A 17,088-nucleotide genomic window follows, 5' to 3' on the forward strand; every position below is an offset into this window, starting at 1 on the left:
ACGGAGAGGCCGATGCTGCCTGGCCCAAGGATACGGACGCCGTAGCGTCGTGCCGCGTTGAGGGCTTCGACGCAGGTTGCGTTCCCCATCTCTGCGCTCAGGACGATCGCAGCTCCAGCACCGCACGCACCCGCCTTTTCGATGAGCTCCGGTACGGCGTCGGCGGGTGCGGCGATGACGACGAGGTCCGGCGCCTCGGCCTCCGCCGGGTCAATCCCATACCCCCTCTCGCCACGACCAGCACCGGCGAAGGTGATCCTGCCGGCAAAGCCGCTGGCCGAGATATTCGAAACCAACGCTCGACCGAGAGTCGCTGCTGCCTCATCTGCGACGACCACGGCAATGGAACGCGGCGACAGCAGGGCCTCGAAACGGGATGTACTCATCGGCTCGTACTACCCGTCGCTCGCCATGGCTTTCGTCCCCCGGCCTCGCCGGCACGAACAACGTGGTACGCCGGCAATGGTACACCAGGACCGAGCCATCCCCCTGCCCTCCTAAAGATCCGCCCGCGGCTGGGCGATCAAGGCTTTGATACGGAGCGAAGAACGAGAGTTTCGCCCCGCCTGAACAGGCAGGGCCAATGCATCTTCAAGGCAAGGGCGCGCGCTTCGGCTAAACTCATCGATCGCTGCCGCGCGACTTCCTCGAGGCCGATCCAGCTATCCGCCATTGCAAGAACCTCCCTTCCAGACCGTCGCTGCGGTAAGGCGCGCTCTGATCGAAGGTTCCGGTAAAGGCGAGACCCGACGTCTGAGTGACGTTCGGATGCTCCGCGGAGAGGTGACGACCATGTTCGAGATCCGGTCTTCCATCGTCGAGACGATGCGGCAGCTCATCGTGCTCGGCCTCAGCCAGGGCACTGCCGGCAACGTTTCGGTGCGTCACGGCGATGGCTTCCTGGTGACGCCTTCGGGTATTCCGGCGGAGATCCTACGGCCGGACGACATCGTCCCGATGTCGATGACGGGTGCCCACGATCATCCTTTGGAGCCCTCCTCCGAGTGGCGCTTCCATCGCGATATCCTGGTGGCGAGGCCTGAACTCAACGCCGTCGTGCATGCCCATCCGACCTACTGCACGGCCTTCGCGATCTGTGGCCGAGAGATTCCCGCGGTGCATTACATGATCGCTGCGGCAGGAGGACCGACGATCCGGTGCGCGCCCTACGCACCTTATGGAACGCAAGAACTCTCGGATCATGCCCTTGCCGCGCTCGAAAACCGGACCGGGTGCCTGCTCGCCAACCACGGCATGATCGCAACCGGCCCGGACCTTCCGAAAGCATTGTGGCTGGCTGTCGAGATGGAGGCGCTCTGCCGCCAGTACGCCATGGCTCTTCAGATTGGCGAACCGGTGATCCTTTCGGATGCAGAGATTGCCCACACGGTCGAGAGATTCAGATCCTACGGACCTCGCTCGCGCTAGATAGGTTTGAATCCCTTTTCCGATCGCCGAACCCAGTCTTATACAACTCATGGTTACAAATATCAGAAAGAATATATACTTTATTCATTCTTCATAATATGGATTTTATAAATAGAACCTGTGCTTCTGCGGCGCTTCGTTCCGGTCTTCACGCCGCTCCCAACGATTCGACCTCAATCAATGCAGAGAGCTGCATCCCGTGAGGCGCCGATGATTGGCAAATATGCATGGGCCGTCCTCCGAATCCGTCCCGTATCAAATTTATCAGCGGCGAACCTGGCCTCTTGCGCTTCCATTAAAGACGCCATACTAACGACATCGTTAATTTTATCGATCAAACCTCCTTGCATCGAGAGAATACCGGGCAAGATCTGGTCTGGAATGTATTCAAATTTCTAGTGGAGATTGAGGATGGAGTCGGGCACCGGCAAGTCGACGGATTACATCGAGCTCGCAGCGGACATCGTCTCCGCTTTCGTGAGCAACAACTCCGTGCCCGTGACGGAACTTCCGCTGCTGATTGCGTCCGTTCACGCGACGCTCGCGCAGCTCTCGGGTGGTCAGAACGAGGCGAAGGCGGAGGCGCTGACACCAGCGGTACCAATCAAACGCTCGATCACGCCCGACTACGTCATCTGCCTGGAAGACGGGAAAAAGTTCAAATCCCTGAAGAGGCATCTGCGTACACGATACGAGATGACCCCCGAGCAGTATCGGGCACGCTGGAACCTGCCTTCAGATTACCCCATGGTCGCACCGAATTACGCGGCGGCTCGTTCTGCTCTCGCCAGAAACATGGGGCTCGGTCAGCAGCGTCGGAAGTCCAGGCTCAAGGTCGACATCGTCGAGGCGCCGTTGAGCGCCAGTGCAGCACCTCGCGGACGCCGTCAGAAGATCGCAGCCGAACGCTGACATGCCGAGGGCTCACTAGGCCGTCGACAACGAACCATGTTCCATCGACCTCCGGAAGCGGCCATGGATCAGGGTGGTCGAGACTTGCCCACGAAAATTCATCCGTGGATGTCTTTATGCGTCGGCTCACGCAGAGCGCGTGGGCCTAACGCTGTCGATGATCGTTTGCATGACGATGCGGTCCGAGGCCTGGGCTGACCCCTCGCTCGACGAGGTTGTCCCCAGTGATCCGCAGGGCGTTAGCGATCGCTCAAGCCGCAGCATGACACTTTCGAAACGGGGGTGCCTCATCGTTCGGGTAGCGCTCTCCTTCTCGGGATCGTCATGTCAGCTCGTTCGAGCCTCGTTTCGCGCCTGTTCTGGACGACGGTCCTGGGCGGTTGCGCAGCAATGGTCTGGGAAACCATCGCCCTTGGCAGCACCGCGGTGGTCGTGGCCGCACTGATACTCTGGCACCTCGACCGCCCCCGCCGCCTTAAGCGACGTATCCGCCGTGTCGTACTGCCCCATGCTGGTATTCTAGCGCGAAGGCGGCGTCAGGAATGCTTCGTCGATGCCTACGGCAACCTGATCTGCGACGGCTGGTACCGGGAGCGTGCCTATTTCGCGGAGCGTACGGTCATTCGCGAACTAGAGGAACGAGGGCTCGGGACAGAGGCCGACCGTTTATGGCCGGACATTCTCGCCATCATCGAGGCCGTGGCAGAAGCCGCCTGTCTACCCGATGAGGACGATCTTCCGGAGGACGGCATCGCCTATGAACGCTTTTGCGTCGCGCGGCTTCTCAAGGCCGGGTGGCGCGCCTGGCCGACACAGGCGAGCGGTGACCAGGGCGCGGACATCGTCGCGGAACGTGATGGCCTTCGTCTGATCATCCAATGCAAGCGCTACGGAAAACCGGTCGGCAACGCAGCGGTCCAGGAGGCTGCTGCCGCCTGCAGGTTCTGGTCCGGCGATCACGCGGCGGTCGTCTCGAATGCGGGCTTCACGCCGTCGGCGCGCAAGCTCGCCGCCGCCACCGACGTCCTGCTGCTTCATCACGACGACCTGGTCGACTTCGAGCCCGAGAAACTCCAAGTGGCGGCGTCATCGCCCGTCGAGCCGAGACCAAGCTCGTCCGTCCGGAGCCAGAAGAGCATTCGCCGCATCGGGGCCGTCTGAACCCGCTGGGTAGCTCACGACGGGCGCGGCTCGCCAAGCCTGGATCAGCGGATCGACGATCGCCCAGGCGCCTTCGATCATGTCGGCGCGCTGAAATAGCGTGCTGTCGCCGACCATGCAGTCGTAGAGCAGCGTCTCATAGCCCACGGTGGGCTTCTCAGCGAAGAAGTCGCCATAGTCGAACCCCGCGATCACCTGACCGAGCGAGATGCCCGGCCCCGGCCGCTTTGCGTTGAGAGTGGTGGCGACGCCATGCTCCGGGTCGATTCGCAGGCGCATGAATCCGCTCCGAAGACCAGCCTCAGCATCGAAGAGATCCGTCGTGGGATCCTTAAAGTGGATGACGATTTCGGTGCGACGCCCGCTCAGACGCTTGCCGGTTCGCAGGTAGAACGGCACGCCATCCCAACGCGGCGAATCGATCATAAGCCTGAGTGCCACGTAGGTTTCTGTAGTCGAACCAGGGTCCACATCTGGCTCGTCGCGGTAGGCGGAGACTGAGTGGCCGGCGTCGTCGCCCGCCCCGTACTGCCCTCGGACGGCCTCCGACGGAACGGCAGGCCGGATGGACCGGATCAAGGCCGCCTTGGTATCGCGAACATCTTCTGATGCGAGGGAGGCTGGCGGCTCCATCGCCGCCATGCAGAGCAGTTGGAAGAGGTGATTCGGCACCATGTCGCGGAGGGCCCCGGTCGTTTCGTAGAAGCCGCCCCTTTCCTCTACGCCGATCGTTTCTGCCGCGGTGATTTCCACGCAGTCGATATGATCGCGATTCCAGGCGGGCTCCAAAATCCGGTTCGCGAAGCGCAGGACGAGGAGGCTCTGTACCGTCTCCTTGCCGAGGAAGTGGTCGATCCGGAAGATCTGGCCCTCCCCCGCTTGCGCGAGAAGCCGGGCATTGAGGTCGCGTGCCGAGGCGAGATCGCTGCCGAAGGGCTTTTCCACCACGACACGGCGGAAGGCTCCCTCTCTTTCCCTCAGTAGCCCCGCAGCACCGAGGCGATCGACGATCGGTCCGAAGAATCGTGCGGAGACAGCGAGATAGAAGATTGCGTTTCCGTCGATCGATGCGGCGAGAGAGCGATAGGTCTCCTCCGCCTCGAAGTCACCTTTCTGGTAGTCGAGGCGATCACGCACGAAGCCCCAGGCTCCCTCATCGATTCGGTCGGGATGGAATTCCGCCGTGGGATCCTTCGCGAAGCCATGGATCGTCTCGGTAAGCAATCGGCGCCAGCCCTCGTCGCTATCGTGGTTATGGTCGACACCGAGGATGCGGAAAGCGTCCGGCAGATGCCCCGCAACGACGAGATTGTAGAGCGCCGGCATCAGCAGGCGTTTCGTCAGGTCGCCATGGGCGCCGAAGATCACGAGGGTGCAGGGAGGCGCCGGCCCGACGTGCATGGGGGTCTCGGTACGGAGCGGCTCTGACATCGTCGGGGTCCGGTGCATGCAGACTCGCGGGGCCTCGTCCGTCAACGGGAGGGCCGATCCCGCGTTCCCACGCGCCTGGCGTACCTCTACTCGTCGGTACGAACCGCCGCACCGGAATCGATTAGAAGGCGCGACGCGGCAAGTTCCTCGCGTGTCGGCAGGCTGCGCACGTCCCAACCACCGCCGAGTGCCCTGATCAGCGAAACCACGTTTGTGAAGCGGTTGAGGCGGATCTGGAGGGCGGAGACCTCGTTGTTGAGCGCCGTCGCCTGCGCGGTCACCACAGTGGTAAAGTTCTGTGTCCCGGCTCGGTACTCGTTGAGGGTGATCTCGACGGCGCGGCGGGCGAGGACGACCGCCTCGTCCTGCACCGCCTGCTGCCGGTTGAGGATACGCACGCCCGCGAGCCCGTTCTCGACCTCGGCGAAGGCGGTGAGAACGGTCTGCCGGTAGGTGGCGACGCTGGCGTCGTAGGCGGCGCGGGCGATCCGCACGCCGGCGGCGAGTGCCCCGCCGTCGAACAGGATCTGATTGCCGGCCGCGGCAATCGACCAGACCTGGTTGGCGGCCGAGAACACGCCATTGCGGGTCAGGCCCGAGATGCCGCCGGAGGCAGAGAGGGTCACGGTCGGGTAGAAGGCCGCGACGGCCACGCCGATCTGCTCGCTCTGGGACTGCACGTTGCGCTCGGCCTGGGCGATATCGGGACGCCGTTCGAGGAGATCGGAGGGAACGCCCACCGGGACGGCGGGCGGCTTGGCGGCGAGGGACGCCACCGGCAGGGACAGCTCCGAGGGCGGGCGCCCGATCAGGGTGGCGATCGCGTGCTCGAAGGTGGCCCGCTGGAGCCCGACAGCGATGGCCTGTGCCTGCGTCGTCTGCAGCAGCGTCTGCGCCGTGATGACGTCCGAGCGCGCCGCGACCCCGGCATTGTACTGGTTCTCGGCGATGGCAAGGCTGCGCTTGTAGGCTTCCACCGTCTCGTTGAGGAGGCGCTGCAGGGAGTCCTGGTAGCGCAGCGAGAGGTAATTCGTGGCGACCTCGGACTGGATCGAGAGACGCACGGCGGCGAGGTCCGCGGCGCTCGCCTGAGCGGTGGCGACCTCGCTCTCGATATTGCGCCGGATGCGGCCCCAGAGGTCGAGCTCCCACGAGGCCTGACCCTGCAGCGAGATGCTGGTCCGCTCGTTTCCGAGGGACCGCGAGCGCGTGATGCTCGGCGCGCCGATGACGGTCGGGAATAGCGCGGCGCGGGCCTGGGCGACGAAGGCGCGGGCCTGGTCGTAGGTCGCGACCGAGACGCGAAGGTTTTGGTTGTCGACGTCCACGAGCCGGACCAGTCGGTCGAGGGCCGGATCGCGGAACACACGCCACCAATCTCCCCGCTCGGCGCCGTCATTGGGCCGCGCCGGGCGCCAGCCCTTGCGGCTCGCCACATAGGCGGCGCTGTCCTCGCGGGCGCCGCCCTGCTTGAACCCGAGCGGCGTCTCGACGGAGGGGCGCGAGTAGTCGGGGCCGACGAGGCAGCCCGACGTGGTTGCCGCGAGGGCGAGGGTGGTCGCGACGCGGAGGGTTCGGCGTGCCTTCGACGACGAGACCATCATTCGGCCGGCGCCGCCTGTACGGCACCGCCCGCCGCCTTGGGCCGGCGCCGCAGGCGGTCGAGGTAGAGGTAGACGACCGGCGTTGTGTAGAGGGTCAGGATCTGGCTCACGATCAATCCGCCGACGATGGCGATGCCGAGCGGGCGGCGAAGTTCCGAGCCTTCGCCGCCGGCGAAGATCAGTGGCGCGGCGCCGAGCAATGCGGCGAGCGTTGTCATCATGATCGGCCGAAAGCGCAAGAGGCAGGCTTCGAAGATCGCATCCTTGGGCTTCGCGCCGCGGGTACGCTCGGCGTCGAGGGCGACGTCGATCATCATGATCGCGTTCTTCTTCACGATGCCGATGAGGAGGAACACCGCGATCAGGGCGATCACCGTGAATTCGGTGCCCGAGACGAGCAGCGCCAGCAGCGCGCCGATGCCGGCCGAGGGCAGCGTCGAGAGAATCGTGATCGGGTGGACGTAGCTTTCGTAGAGGATGCCGAGGATCGCGTAGACGGCGAGGATCGCTGCGAGAATCAGCAACGGCTGGCGCGAGGCCGAGGCCTGGAAGGTCTTGGCGGTCCCGGCGAATTCGCCGTGGACGGTTGCGGGCGCGCGGATCTCGGCCATCGCCCGATCGATCGCGACGGTCGCGTCGCTCAGGCTTTTCCCATCGGCGAGGTTGAAGGAGACCGTCGTCGCCACGAACAGACCCTGATGGCTGACCTGGACGGGGGCGGTGCCGGTCTCGAACCGCGCGAAGGCCGAAAGCGGGATCATCGTCTCCTTCGTGCTGCTCACCGGTGCGCTCGACGAGGCCCCTCCCCTGCCGCCCGCAATAGCGTTTGCCGAGGCATTGCGCGCGGAATCCGTCGCCGGGTTGATGGCGGTGGATGTGCCGGAACTCGCCCCCGCGACATTCGACGTTCCCGACGTCTCGGCGATGACGGTCCCCGCCACCGCGTTGGTGGTGGCTGAGCCACGCGCATTCCCCCCCGAGGTCGAGACGTAGATCAGCTTCAGCGTCTCCGGCGATTGCAGGTAGCGCGGCGAGATCTCCATCACGACGTGATATTGATTGAGGGGGTTGTAGATCGTCGAAACCTGGCGCTGCCCGAAGGCGTCGTAGAGGGTATTGTCGATCTTGTCGGGCGTGATGCCGTAGCGAAAGGCCGTGGCGCGATCGATGACGATGCGGCTCTCGAGGCCGCCCTCCTGCTGGTCGGATGTGACATCGGCGAAGGTCGGGTCGCGCTGCAGTGCCTGAACGAGCTTCGGAGCCACCGCGTAGACCTCCTCGGCCGTGTCGCCCTGGAGGGTGTACTGATACTGGGCGAAGCTCTGGCGTCCCCCCATCCGCAGATCCTGGCGGGCCGTGAGATAGAGGCGTGCCCCGGGGACCTGCGCGAGCTTCGGCCTCAGCCGGTTAAGGACGACGTTCATAGGCGCCCGCTCGCCGAGCGGTTTGAGGCCGACGAAGACGTTGGCGGAATTGGTTCCTCGACCGCCTGTGAAGCCGACGACGCTCTCGACCGCCGGATCGGCCTGGACGATGGCGCTCGCCTGTTCGAGCTTCTGCTTCATCGCCTGGAAGGAGATGCGTTGGTCGGCCTGGATGCCGCCCATCATCTGCCCGGTATCCTGGTCGGGGAAGAAGCCCTTGGGCACGATGACGTAGAGGTAGACGTTCAGACCGACCGTCGAGAGCAGCACCAGGATGACGATGCGCGTATGCCGCAGGGCGATGCGAAGGGTACGCTCGTATCCGCGCAGCATCCCGTCGAATCCGCCCTCGAGCATGCGCAGGAAGAGGTTCGGCCGCTTACCCGGCGGCCCGTCCGAACGGTGTCCCTCGGGCTTGAGGAAGATCGCGCACATCATCGGTGTCGTCGTCAGCGACAGGACGAGGGAGATCAGGATCGCCAGCGAGAGCGTGACGGCGAATTCCTCGAACAGGCGTCCAACGATGCCGCCCATGAGCAGGATCGGCAGGAAGACCGCGATCAGCGAGAGGCTCATGGAGATGACGGTGAAGCCGACCTCGCGCGACCCGAGCAAAGCCGCCTCGACCCTCGGCTTGCCCTCCTCGATGTGCCGCTGGATGTTCTCAAGCACGACGATCGCGTCGTCGACGACGAAGCCGGTGGCGATGATCAGCGCCATCAGCGACAGGATGTCGAGGCTGTAATCGAGAAGGTACATCGCCGAGAAGGTGCCGATGATCGAGATCGGCACGGCCACGGCGGGGATCAGGGTCGCCCGTCCCGAGCGCAGGAAGATGAAGACGACGGCGACGACGAGCACGACGGCGATGATCAGCGTGTGTTCGGTCTCGGCGAGCGAGGCGCGGATGGTGGCACTCCGATCGCCCGCGACGGTCAGGTTGATATCGCCCGGCAACGCGGCCTGAACCTGAGGCAGCGCCGCCTTCAAGCCGTTAATCGTCTCGACGACGTTGGAGCCTGGCTGCTTGTAGATGAACAGGATGACGCCGGGCTTGCCGTCTATCAGCCCGAGATTTCGCTTATCCTCGACGCCGTCGACGACCTGGCCGACATCCGACAATCTGACCCCTGCGCCGTTGCGATAGGCGACGACGATCTCGCGATAATCTGCAGCGACGCGGCCCTGATCGTTGGCATAGAGCTGGTAGTGACGGGCTTCCGTCTCGATCGCGCCCTTGGGCGAGTTGGCGTTGGCGGAGGCGAGCGCCGCGCGGATCCCTTCGAGGCCGATGCCGTAATTGAACAGGGCTTTGGGATCGAGCTCAACGCGGACGGCCGGAAGCGATGAGCCGCCGACATCGACGTTCCCGACACCCGGAAGCTGCGCCATCTTCTGCTGCACGATGGTCGCGGCGGAATCGTAGAGCTGTCCGGGGGAAAGCGTATCGGAGGTCAGCCCGAGGATCAGGATGGGCGAATCGGCCGGATTGAATTTGCGGTAAGTCGGGTTCTGCCGGAGGGCGGCGGGCAGATCGGCACGGGCCGCGTTGATGGCTGCCTGGACGTCGCGGGCGGCCCCGTCGATGTTCCGGTCGAGGTTGAACATCAGGACGATGCGGACCGAGCCCGTCGAACTCGTCGATGTCATCTCGCTGACGTCGGCGATGACGCCGAGGCGTCGCTCCAGCGGTGCCGCGACCGTCGTCGCCATGGTCTCGGGCGAGGCACCGGGCATCATCGCCTGGACGAGGATGACGGGGAAATCCACCTGCGGAAGCGGTGCTACCGGCAGCTTGGTGAAGGCGAAAAGGCCGGCGAGCAGCACGCCGAGGGTGAGGAGCGTCGTCGCGATCGGTCGTCGGATGAACGGGGCCGAGACGTTCACGGAATTGCCTCGGCCGAAGGCGCATCGCCGCGGCGACCCTTGAGGCGCCGTTCAAGGCGGTCGAAGGCGAGATAGATCACCGGTGTCGTGAAGAGCGTCAGCACCTGGCTGACGATGAGGCCACCGGCGATGACGATGCCGAGGGGCTGACGCAGCTCCGACCCGACACCGGTGCCGAAGATCAGCGGCACGGCGGCGAAGAGCGCAGCGAGCGTCGTCATCAGGATCGGCCGGAAGCGCAGGAGGCAGGCCTCGTAGATCGCGTCGCGCGGGCTGCGGCCGTCCTCGCGCTCGGCCTGGAGCGCGAAGTCGATCATCATGATCGCGTTCTTCTTCACGATACCGATGAGGAGCACGATGCCGATGATCGCGATGATGTCGAGCGACAGGCCGAAGATCATCAGGCCGATCAGTGCGCCGATCCCAGCCGAGGGGAGCGTCGAGAGGATGGTGATCGGGTGGATGAAGCTCTCATAGAGAACGCCGAGGACGATGTAGACGGTGACGATGGCAGCCAGCACAAGGAAGAACTGGTTCGACAGGGCGGATTCGAAGGCGAAGACCGAGCCCTGCGGGACGATGCGGAAGCTCGACGGCAGCTCGATCTCCTTGCGCACCCGCTCGAGCTCGGCGACCGCCTGGCCGAGGGCGGCGCCGGGGGCGAGGTTGAACGAGACGGTGCTCGACGGGAACTGGCCGAGATGGCTGATGAGCAGCGGCGCGCGGCGCTCGCTCACCTGGGCGATGGCCGAAAGCGGGACCTGACCCGAGGCGACGGTCGAGGATGGCAGGTAGATGTTGTTCAGACTGTCCAGCGTCCGGTGCTGCTCCGGATCGGCCTCGAGGATGACGCGGTACTGGCTCGACTGCGTGAAGATCGTCGAGACGATACGCTGCCCGAAGGCGTCGTATAGCGCGTTGTCGACGGTGGCCGGCGTGATGCCGTAGCGCCCCGCGGTCGAGCGATCGATGGTGATGTAGGCCGAGAGCCCGTTGCTCTGGAGATCGCTCGCCACGTCGGCGAGGAGAGGCGAGCGCTGCAGCGCCTGCACGAAGCGCGGGACCCAGGTGTTGAAGGCGTCGAGGTTCGGATTCTCGAGGATGACCTGGTACTGCGTCGGGCTCACCGCCGTATCGATCGTCAGGTCCTGCACCGGCTGCATGTAGAGGCGGATGCCAGCGACATTTGCGGTCGCCGCCCTGATCCGCCGGATGATCGCCGAGGCAGTGTCCTTGCGCTCGGCGTGCGGCTTGAGGTTGATGAGGAAGCGGCCGGAATTGAGCGTGACGTTCTGGCCGTCGACCCCGATGAACGAGGACAGGCTGACGACGTCGGGATCCTCAAGGACGATCGCCGCCAGCTTCTGCTGGCGCTCAGCCATGGCCGCGTAGGACACCGTTTGGTCGGCTTGGGTGATGCCCTGGAGCACACCTGTATCCTGGACTGGAAAGAACCCCTTCGGAATGACCACGAAGAGGTAGGCGGTCAGCGCCACCGTTCCGAGCGTGACGAGCAGCGTCAGGCCCTGGTGAGCGAGCACCACCCTGAGCGCCCGGCCATATGCGGAGATGGTGCCCTCGCTGAACCGGCGGCCGAGGCGCGCCAGCCGGCCTTCGCGCTTGGCGACGCGCCCGGGAGTGTGCTTGAGGAGGCGCGCGCACATCATCGGCACGAGGGTCAGCGAGACGACGCCGGAGATGACGATCGTGGCCGCGAGCGTGATCGCGAATTCGTGGAATAGCCGACCGATGACGTCGCCCATGAACAGGAGCGGGATCAGGACGGCCAGCAGCGACACGGTCAGCGAGATGATGGTGAAGCCGATTTCGCGGCTGCCCTTCAGCGCCGCCTCGAAGGGCGGATCGCCCTCCTCCACGTGGCGGGCGATGTTCTCGATGACGACGATGGCGTCGTCGACGACGAAGCCGGTGGCGATGGTGAGCGCCATCAGCGACAGGTTGTCGAGAGAGAACCCGTAGAGATCCATGATCGCCAGGGCGCCGACGAGCGAGAGCGGCACCGACAGGCTCGGGATCAGCGTCGCGGAGAAGCTCCTGAGGAACAGGAAGATCACCAGAACGACGAGGCCGATGGCGAGCGCGAGTTCGACCTGCACGTCATGCACCGACGCGCGGATCGTCGTGGTCCGGTCGGTCAAAACCGTGACCGTGATGGCGGCGGGCAAGGTCGCCTGGATCTGCGGCAGCAGCGCCTTGATCTTGTCGACAGTGGCGATGACGTTGGCGCCGGGCTGTCGCTGGATGTTCAGGATGACGGCCGGCGTCTCGTCCATCCAGGCGCCGAGCTTCGTGTTCTCCGGCCCCTCCACCACGTCGGCGACGTCCGACATCCTCACCGGCGAGCCGTTCTTGTAGGCGATGACGGCGTTGTCATAGGCCTTCGGATCGCGGATCTGGTCGTTGGCGTTGATGGCGTAGGATTGCGTCGGTCCGTCGATGGTACCCTTCGGCGTATTGACGTTGAGGTTGGCGATAGTGGTGCGCAGATCGTCGATGTTGAGACCGTAGGCGGCCAGAGCGCGGGAATTGAAGCGCACCCGCAGGGCCGGGCGCTGACCCCCTCCGACGCTGACGAGGCCGACGCCGGGTACCTGGCTGATCTTCTGCGCGAGCCGCGTCTCGGCAAGGTCGCGGACCTGGGTCAACGGCATCGTCTTCGAGGTCAGGGCCAGGGTGAGGACCGGCGCATCCGCCGGGTTGACCTTGGCGTAGATCGGCGGGGCCGGAAGGTCGTTGGGCAGCAGATTGCCGGCAGCGTTGATGGCCGCCTGGACCTGCTGCTCGGCGATGTCGAGGGGAAGATCCAGGTTGAATTGCAGCGTGATGACCGAGGCGCCGGCCGAGCTCTGCGACGACATCTGGTTGAGATTGGCGAGCTGGCCGAATTGCCGCTCCAGCGGAGCCGTCACGGCCGAGGTCATCACCTCGGGGCTGGCACCCGGATAGAAGGTCTGGACCTGGATCGTCGGGTAGTCGACCGCCGGCAAGGCCGAGACCGGCAGGTTCACGTAGGACACCATGCCGACGATCAGGATCGCGAGCATGAGCAGCGTCGTCGCGACAGGCCGCAGGATAAAGAGGCGCGACGGGTTCATGGGGCGCCGACAGTACCAGGCGCGCGACGCTCAACACCCATCACGGTGTCGCCTGCTCGCGGCGGCGACGCTCGCGGCGGGAAGGCTCGCCCGGAGGCTGCCCCTGCGCAGCCGGCATCGTCGCGCCTGTCGCGGCGGCGGCACCTTCGGAACCGGGCGTGCCGGGCTGGGCATCGTCGGGCTTCGACGCTCCCACCTTGCCATCCTCGATGACGCGTACCGGAGCGCCGTCGCGAAGACGGTCGGTGCCGTCGACGACGACACGGTCGCCGACAGACAATCCGGAGAGAATTGCCGTCCTCGGCCCATCTGTTTCGCCGAGCTTAATCGGGCGAACCACAACCTTGTCCTCGCCGTCGAGCAGGTAGACGTAAGTGCCCGGCGTTCCGCGCAAGATTGCGGACGTTGGAACGATCGGCACATTCGCCAGTGTGTCCACGGTGAGCTTGGCGTTCACGAATTGCTGCGGGAATAGCGAGTCGTCCTCGTTCTGGAACAGGGCACGCAGTTTCACCGTGCCGGTGGTGTTGTCGATCTGGTTGTCGACCGTGTCGAGGACCCCGCTCGCGACTTCGACGGTATCGCCGCGATCATAGGCTTTCACCGCGAGCTTTGCGCCCGAGCGCACTCGCTTCATCACCCGCGAGACGTCGTCCTCGGGAAGAGTGAAGACCACCGAAATCGGATGGATCTGGGTCACCACGACGATGTTGGTCGAAGCCGCGGTGATGTAGTTCCCCTGGTCGATCTGACGCAGGCCGACGCGGCCATCCACCGGCGATGTGATCCGCGTATAGGCGATGTTGAGCTTCTGCTGGTCGACAAGTGCTTGATCCGCCGCGACCGTGCCCTCGTTCTGCTTCACCAGAGCTGCTTGCGTATCGACGTTCTGCTTCGAGATCGAATCCTGCTGAGCGAGGCGCTGGAAGCGGGCGAGATCGAGCTTCGAGTTCTGCAGGAGGGCCTGATCGCGCTGGAGCTGGCCCTGAAACTGGGCAAGCTGCGCCTCGTAGATCCGCGGATCGATCTGGGCGAGGAAATCGCCCTTCTTCACCATCTGCCCTTCGCGGTAGCCGATCTCGGTAAGGTAGCCGCTGATCTGCGAACGCACGGTGACGGTGGCCAGCGGAGTCACCGTGCCGAGGCCGGAGAGCACGACCGGAATGTCGCCGGAAACGATGCGGGCGACGCCCACCGCCTGCGGCTGGTCGCCCATGCGCCCACCCCGCCCCTTTCCGCGCGCCGGGGCAGAGTCGCCGGCCGTTTGGGTTTTGGGGACGTAATAGGTCTTGTAGCCGTACCACGCGACTCCGGCGATGGCCGCGAACACGATGAACCAGAGCAGTCCGCGGCCCCGACGCGGCGCGACGACTGGCGCGGCGACGGGAAATTCCCGAGCGGTCTCCGTCCGAATCGGTGAGGTCTCGTTCATTCCCTGAAATCCGACCGCCTCAAGCCCTCGGACGCGAAGAGTGCCGGCCGGCAGCCGCGAGGTCCGCTGCCCAACGAGAAGCATAGGCAGATCGATGCGGCTTGGCTGGAAACATTCTCGATTGTCCTACCGAAATCGTCCGGAGCGCAGATCTTTATCCCTGCAGGTGGGGATGACGGGGGTGGCTGAACATCCATCACCGATGTCGCAGTTCGAACCTCGCGACCCTTCTCGCGCCAATGCGTCACCAGTGCGGCGCGGGCGTTTCCGAGAGGTTGCTGCGGGTTCAGGGCCGTCCGATCGATTGATGGAAGCGGACCACCTCGCGGAACTCTTCGGTCACCGGCGTCACCGGCACGGCAAGACGCAGGCACGCTCCGAAAATGGCGGCCGCGACGCCGAAAAGGATGCAGCTAGTGGCACGCAATATCTCGGCTCCAGGCGATCGGAGATCGTATGAGCGCTTCGCCTGCAACGAAGAGCAAGCGTTTGGACGGCTCCAATAGAGACATCCGATGGATCTGACGGCCTCGACTTTAGGCTTGACCGTCGTCGAGGTTCAAGTCGCCTGAAGCCACCGGTGTCAGGGATGCTTTTCCCACACGAGTGTGATGACACTCATCTTTCCATCCACGTTGAAGCGAAATGGCGGTGTCTTGATGACCAACTTGCCGTCTTTGTATTCGACCTCCCTCACCTGAGACGTTCCTGACCAAACTTCATTCCACGACGTGTCGATGTTATGTGAGATCTGTTTGCCATCCAGCTTGTAAGTCCCTGCATAAGCGAAAAACGTCTTGTGCAGGTGGACCCTGTCCTCATCGGTCATCTTGTCATTGGCAACTGGCTTCGTACGGCCCTGGAAAGCGCAGATGACCGTCATCCTCCCGTCCTTGTCGTAGGTGAGCCAACCGTTAGGGCGCGGGCCGCCATAGGCGTCGACAATCTCGTTCGTATCGACGAGCAATCGTGTCGCTGCTCCAAGACGCCAGGTTCCTACGATATCTTGGGTGTCGAGCGCGGAGGCAGACGTCGCGAACAGACAGAAAGCAGCGCTGGTAATTACTGATTTCATATCACCCTCCCAGATATCCCGATTCGCTTTGTGCGATCGTAGGAGGATCTTTTCCGGCAGAATCAATTCTGTCGAGATTTATCGAGCCTACCGGACAACCACTTCGACAAAGACCTACGAAAAAGGCCGCCCTCTTTCGAGGGCGGCCAACTTTCACGACCGAAGCGGCGCCTCGCCAGAACAGAACGAGGGGGCGGAGTTCCGTTCAAGCGGCGCCGCTCCAGCCGTAAGCCGAAGCTAATTCACGACTGATGAAAGTCAACAATCGTCAGGCGGTCTCAGACGAGATCGGTCGCGGGTCGTGCGCCGCCGCACCCGGCAAACATCTCTCGGGATGATTTCTCGCGCGCTGCGGGCATGCTAGGGCCGCCTCATGAATCCCGTCTTCGCCGATCTCCCGACGACCATCTTCGAGGCGATGTCCGGCCTTGCCCGCCATCACGGTGCGATCAATCTGGGCCAGGGCTTCCCCGACGATCCGGGACCGATCGACGTCAGAGAGCGTGCGGCGGCGGCCCTTCGCGACGGCTATAATCAATACCCGCCGATGATGGGCCTACCGGTCCTGCGCCGTGCGATCGCCGACCATTACGGCCTCCACCAGGGTCTCGACCTCGATCCCGAGACGGAGGTGATGGTGACGTCCGGGGCGACAGAGGCCATCGCCGCCGCCCTGTTCGCCCTGATCGAGCCGGGCGACGAGGTCGTGCTGTTCGAACCTGCCTACGATGCCTATCTGCCGCTGGTCCGGCAGGCCGGTGGAATTCCGCGCTTCGTCACACTGAAACCACCGGGCTTCGGCTTCGACGAAGCGGCGCTGGCGGAAGCCTTCAGCGATAAGACGAAAGTCGTCGTTCTCAACAACCCGCTCAATCCGAGCGCGACGGCGTTCAGCCGAGATGATCTCGCGCTGCTCGCCTCCTTCTGCGATCGGTTCGACGTGATCGCGGTCTGCGACGAGGTCTGGGAACATGTCATCTTCGACGGGCGGCGGCACGTTCCCCTCCTCGGGATGCCCGCAATGCGCGAGCGCACGGTGAAGATCGGCTCGGCGGGAAAGATCTTCAGCCTGACCGGCTGGAAGGTCGGCTTCGTGATGGCGGCTCCGCCGATCATGCGCGTCCTCGCCAAGGCCCACCAGTTCCTCACGTTCACGACGCCGCCAAACCTGCAGGAAGGGGCCGCCTTCGGTCTCGCGAAGGAGACGGCGTATTTCGAGGGGATGCGGAACGGCTTCTCCCGGTCCCGCGACAGGCTGGCCTCTGGCCTGACCGAGCGGGGCTTCCGTGTCCTTCCGGCTCACGCAACCTGGTTTCTCAACATCGACATTGCAGGCCTCGACGTCTCGGACGACGTCGCCTTCTGCCGGATGCTCGTCACCGAGCGTGGGGTGGCGGCAATCCCGGTGAGCGCCTTCTACCCGCGCGATCCGGTGCGCCACGTCGTACGGCTGTGCTTCGCCAAGGCCGACGCCACGCTCGATGCCGCCCTGGACCGGCTTGAAGGGCTGGCATCCTGTCGAACCTGACGAAGAGGTGAAACAGGACCCGCCTTGCAGGTCCGGCGGGCCGGGACCACATCTTCGACAAGCGCGCGTGCCGCGCCCAGTTCGGAGATC

General features: G+C 64.4%; 12 protein-coding genes. 4 read left to right on the forward strand and 8 right to left on the reverse strand.

What is annotated here, in order from left to right:
* Positions 1-386, reverse strand: a 386-nt coding sequence (locus K2Y56_RS08245) for a CoA-binding protein (protein WP_292506892.1), incomplete at its 3' end; no start/stop codon positions are given.
* A 406-nt stretch (positions 387-792) separates the two neighbouring features.
* Between K2Y56_RS08245 and K2Y56_RS08250 the strand changes: the two genes are divergently transcribed.
* From K2Y56_RS08250 to K2Y56_RS08260, 3 genes are all read left to right on the forward strand, one after another.
* The gene (locus K2Y56_RS08250; protein WP_292506956.1) at positions 793-1,428 is read left to right on the forward strand and encodes a class II aldolase/adducin family protein; all 636 of its coding nucleotides are present in this window, start codon (positions 793-795) and stop codon (positions 1,426-1,428) included.
* A 411-nt stretch (positions 1,429-1,839) separates the two neighbouring features.
* Entirely contained in the window at positions 1,840-2,340 is a 501-nt protein-coding gene (locus tag K2Y56_RS08255; protein ID WP_292506893.1) for a MucR family transcriptional regulator, read from the forward strand.
* Positions 2,341-2,664: 324 nt separating this feature from the next.
* A complete protein-coding gene (locus K2Y56_RS08260; protein ID WP_292506894.1) occupies positions 2,665-3,501 on the forward strand; it encodes a restriction endonuclease in 837 nt (278 codons plus the stop codon).
* Here the strand turns inward: K2Y56_RS08260 and zwf are convergent.
* From zwf to K2Y56_RS08295, 7 genes are all read right to left on the reverse strand, one after another.
* Entirely contained in the window at positions 3,427-4,932 is a 1,506-nt protein-coding gene (gene zwf, locus K2Y56_RS08265) for a glucose-6-phosphate dehydrogenase (RefSeq protein ID WP_292506895.1), read from the reverse strand. The two genes, K2Y56_RS08260 and zwf, sit on opposite strands and share 75 nt — an antisense overlap.
* Before the next feature lie 86 nt (positions 4,933-5,018).
* Entirely contained in the window at positions 5,019-6,533 is a 1,515-nt protein-coding gene (locus K2Y56_RS08270; protein ID WP_292506957.1) for an efflux transporter outer membrane subunit, read from the reverse strand.
* The gene (locus tag K2Y56_RS08275) at positions 6,533-9,847 is read right to left on the reverse strand and encodes an efflux RND transporter permease subunit (protein WP_292506896.1); all 3,315 of its coding nucleotides are present in this window, start codon (positions 9,845-9,847) and stop codon (positions 6,533-6,535) included. The genes K2Y56_RS08270 and K2Y56_RS08275 overlap by 1 nt, the downstream gene beginning before the upstream one ends.
* Complete coding sequence (locus K2Y56_RS08280) at positions 9,844-12,963, reverse strand: MdtB/MuxB family multidrug efflux RND transporter permease subunit (protein ID WP_292506897.1); 3,120 nt, start codon at positions 12,961-12,963, stop codon at positions 9,844-9,846. Before K2Y56_RS08280 ends, K2Y56_RS08275 begins: the two co-directional genes overlap by 4 nt.
* Positions 12,964-13,003: 40 nt before the next feature.
* On the reverse strand, positions 13,004-14,395 hold the full coding sequence (locus tag K2Y56_RS08285; RefSeq protein WP_292506898.1) for an MdtA/MuxA family multidrug efflux RND transporter periplasmic adaptor subunit: 1,392 nt from the start codon (positions 14,393-14,395) through the stop codon (positions 13,004-13,006).
* A 286-nt stretch (positions 14,396-14,681) separates the two neighbouring features.
* A complete protein-coding gene (locus tag K2Y56_RS08290; protein ID WP_292506899.1) occupies positions 14,682-14,822 on the reverse strand; it encodes a hypothetical protein in 141 nt (46 codons plus the stop codon).
* 156 nt (positions 14,823-14,978) lie between these two features.
* The gene (locus tag K2Y56_RS08295; protein WP_292506900.1) at positions 14,979-15,470 is read right to left on the reverse strand and encodes a lipocalin-like domain-containing protein; all 492 of its coding nucleotides are present in this window, start codon (positions 15,468-15,470) and stop codon (positions 14,979-14,981) included.
* A 373-nt stretch (positions 15,471-15,843) separates the two neighbouring features.
* Here K2Y56_RS08295 and K2Y56_RS08300 point away from each other — a divergent pair, with 373 nt between their 5' ends.
* Entirely contained in the window at positions 15,844-16,998 is a 1,155-nt protein-coding gene (locus K2Y56_RS08300) for an aminotransferase (protein ID WP_292506901.1), read from the forward strand.
* The last annotated feature ends 90 nt before the right edge of the window (positions 16,999-17,088 follow it).

The sequence above is a fragment of the Methylobacterium sp. genome, from assembly GCF_019745455.1.
Lineage (GTDB): Bacteria > Pseudomonadota > Alphaproteobacteria > Rhizobiales > Beijerinckiaceae > Methylobacterium.

Bases quoted from the DNA above. Each gene is read 5' to 3' on its own strand.
- zwf (WP_292506895.1), bottom strand. From the start codon at position 4,932: ATGTCAGAGCCGCTCCGTACCGAGACCCCCATGCACGTCGGGCCGGCG.
- K2Y56_RS08280 (WP_292506897.1), bottom strand. From the start codon at position 12,963: ATGAACCCGTCGCGCCTCTTTATCCTGCGGCCTGTCGCGACGACGCTG.
- K2Y56_RS08295 (WP_292506900.1), bottom strand. From the start codon at position 15,470: ATGAAATCAGTAATTACCAGCGCTGCTTTCTGTCTGTTCGCGACGTCT.
- K2Y56_RS08255 (WP_292506893.1), top strand. From the start codon at position 1,840: ATGGAGTCGGGCACCGGCAAGTCGACGGATTACATCGAGCTCGCAGCG.
- K2Y56_RS08285 (WP_292506898.1), bottom strand. From the start codon at position 14,395: ATGAACGAGACCTCACCGATTCGGACGGAGACCGCTCGGGAATTTCCC.
- K2Y56_RS08270 (WP_292506957.1), bottom strand. From the start codon at position 6,533: ATGGTCTCGTCGTCGAAGGCACGCCGAACCCTCCGCGTCGCGACCACC.
- K2Y56_RS08250 (WP_292506956.1), top strand. From the start codon at position 793: ATGTTCGAGATCCGGTCTTCCATCGTCGAGACGATGCGGCAGCTCATC.
- K2Y56_RS08260 (WP_292506894.1), top strand. From the start codon at position 2,665: ATGTCAGCTCGTTCGAGCCTCGTTTCGCGCCTGTTCTGGACGACGGTC.
- K2Y56_RS08300 (WP_292506901.1), top strand. From the start codon at position 15,844: ATGAATCCCGTCTTCGCCGATCTCCCGACGACCATCTTCGAGGCGATG.